This window comes from Arthrobacter sp. Dra40 (assembly GCF_059091905.1).
This window is the reverse complement of record NZ_JBNHHB010000436.1, coordinates 1-2,003: the sequence shown is the minus strand read 5'-3', so window position 1 is coordinate 2,003 and position 2,003 is coordinate 1. Positions and strand designations below refer to the sequence as shown.

At 65.2% G+C, this 2,003-nt stretch carries 3 protein-coding genes; all 3 read left to right on the top strand.

What is annotated here, in order from left to right; genetic code table 11:
• Positions 1-698 (top strand): trigger factor (locus AC5RWT_RS36895; protein WP_494084541.1); only part of this gene is annotated, 698 nt, incomplete at its 5' end.
• 372 nt (positions 699-1,070) lie between these two features.
• Positions 1,071-1,712: an ATP-dependent Clp protease proteolytic subunit gene (locus AC5RWT_RS36890; protein WP_494084540.1), complete on the top strand. Its 642-nt coding sequence runs from the start codon at positions 1,071-1,073 to the stop codon at positions 1,710-1,712.
• Between the two features lie 38 nt (positions 1,713-1,750).
• Positions 1,751-2,003: ATP-dependent Clp protease proteolytic subunit (locus AC5RWT_RS36885; RefSeq protein ID WP_494084539.1), on the top strand; the 253-nt coding region annotated here is incomplete at its 3' end.

The window sequence follows — 2,003 nt, the reverse complement described above, 5'->3', positions numbered from 1 at the left end:
AGTTCGACACCATCGCCGAGCTGAAGGAAGACCTGGCCAAGCAGGCCGCCGACGCCAAGGTCATGGAGCAGGGCATCGAGGCCCGCGACAAGGTGCTGGACAAGCTCATGGAGCTCGTTGAGGTTCCCGTGCCGGATTCCGTCGTCGAAGAGCAGATGGAACAGCACTTCCGCCCGGAGAACAGCCACGGTGAAGACCACGACACCGAGGAACACCGCGCCGAGGTCCGCGAGAACACTGCGAAGGCCTTCCAAAACGAGATCGTGCTGGACGCCGTGGCCGACAAGGAAGAGCTGGGCGTCAGCCAGGCCGAACTGATCGACTACATCGTCTCCTCTGCCGGCCAGTACGGCATGGACCCGAACCAGTTTGCGCAGCTGCTGGACCAGTCCGGCCAGGTCGGCATGATGGTGGGCGAGGTCCGCCGCCGCAAGGCCCTGGCCAAGGTGCTGGAGCTGGCCAAGGTCACCGACTCCAACGGCAACGAGGTGGACCTGAGCGACTTCGTCCGCCCCGCCGGCGAGGAAGAGCCGAGCATCGAGGACATGATCCAGGCTGCCGAAGCTGGCAGCGCAGAGAGCGCAGAGAGCGGCGACGAAGCCGAAGCAGACGCCGCCGACACCGAGTCGATGGAGGACACCGACGCTGCCGAAGAGGCCGCCGAGGAAGCTCCGGCCACAGAAGCAGACAAGAAGTAGGCACCACACTGCCCCAGGACGGACCGCCGGATTCCCATAAGGGACCGGCGGTCCGCCGCTTTAACTCCCGCGCACGACGGCGGTGCCCGGCTCCTGCGCGCAGGTTTCGTTGCGTCTGTAGCGGCGGCGGTGTCGGTGGAGCCCGGTCCGCCGCTGGCGGGTGTGCCCCCTCCGAAGGCAGGCTCCGCCGTCGTTATTTCTGCCGGAGGCAGAGCGCTTTCCCGCGCCATCACAGGCCTGATGCGCCGTCAGCGAACAGCGCGCCGTGCGGGAGGAATCGGGCAGCGGAACACGTTACTGTCCAAGTAGGTAAACGACCTTAGGGCCACCGGCGACGGTACCGCCCGGGGAAGAAGCGAGAGGTATTTCAGCATGTCGAATGAATCCGCCACTCCGAGAATGGCTTCGGTCGAAGCGGCCAGCCGCGAAGACTACATCTACAACCGCCTGCTCAAAGAGCGCATCATCTGGTTGGGCTCCGAGGTTCGCGACGAGAACGCCAACGCCATTTGCTCCCAGCTGCTGCTGCTCTCGGCCGAGGACCCGGAGAAGGACATCTACCTCTACATCAACTCGCCCGGCGGGTCGGTGACCGCAGGCATGGCCATCTACGACACCATGAAGTTCATCCCGAACGACGTGGTGACCGTGGCCACCGGCCTGGCGGCCTCCATGGGCCAGTTCCTGCTCTCCTCGGGCACCAAGGGCAAGCGCTATGCCACCCCGCACGCACGGATCCTGATGCACCAGCCCTCCGGCGGCATCGGCGGCACGGCATCCGACATCAAGATCCAGGCCGAGCTGATCCTGCACATGAAGCAGGTCATGGCCGAACTGACCGCCGAGCAGACCGGCCAGTCGGTGGAGCAGATCCTGATCGACAACGACCGCGACAAGTGGTTTACGGCCGAGGAAGGCCTGGCCTACGGCTTCTTCGACAAGATTTCGGCCCACGCCGGCGGCGTTTCCGGCGGCGGCGGGACCCAGGGCGGCTCCGCCTCCCAGGAATCCTGAGCCAGCGCCACCGACCCGAATACAAGCAGGAGAATCTCATGGACTACAACTTCGGTGCCGCTGCCGGCGGTTTCGCCGCCAACATGCCGCAGAACCGCTATGTGCTGCCCCAGTTCGAGGAGCGCACGCCCTACGGCTTCAAGCGCCAGGACCCCTACACCAAGCTGTTCGAGGACCGGATCATCTTCCTAGGCGTCCAGGTGGACGACGCCTCGGCCGACGACGTCATGGCCCAGCTGCTGGTGCTCGAGTCGACGGACCCGGACCGCGACATCACCATCTACATCAACT